The sequence below is a fragment of the Variovorax sp. P4_D9 genome (genome assembly GCF_056401695.1).
In genome coordinates this window covers 1-558 of sequence record NZ_JBFUIU010001749.1, presented here as the reverse complement: position 1 = coordinate 558, position 558 = coordinate 1, and the positions used below count along the sequence as shown (strand labels likewise).

Here is a 558-nt window from a genome sequence, read left to right as displayed (position 1 = left end):
CAACGTGGCCTTCTGGGTGTGATCGATGACGATGCGCCCGGTCAAGCTCGGCTCCCTGGCCCCTGGCCTGAACAACAGGCTGGAGCCCACCCAACTCGCGACCGCCACGTCTGACGGCAAGGCCGCGACCTACCTCTATGGCGCGGAGAACGTCGACCTCAACGACAAGGGCTACCTGCGCCGGCGCCGCGGCATGACCCTGGCGATCGGCGGCACGGCGCACTCGCTGTGGGCGGACCCCAAGGAGGCCTTCGCGGTCCTGAACGACGTGCTCGTGTCGCTCCAAGCGAACGGCGCGAGCATCGCCAGCACCACCGTGCGCGCCGGCATGCCCCGGCTGCCCGTCTCCTACTCGCGCGGGGGCGATGGCGAGGTTTACTGGAGCAACGGCGCATCGATTCGTCGCGTGAAAGCCGGCCAGGACCGGCCCGCCGTCACCCAGCCGCTCGAGCGCATCCCGGCCATCACCGCCGGCACGGGTGGCGCACTGCCGCCAGGCCGCTATCTGGTCGCGCTGACCATCGTTGGCCCCGATGGCGAGTCCCCGGCCACGCCCGC

At 71.0% G+C, this 558-nt stretch carries 1 protein-coding gene; it reads left to right on the top strand.

Annotated features, from left to right (window positions below):
• Positions 1 to 25 precede the first annotated feature (25 nt).
• The coding region (locus tag AC1DY5_RS58130; RefSeq protein WP_478123115.1) for a hypothetical protein at positions 26 to 558 on the top strand (533 nt) is incomplete at its 3' end.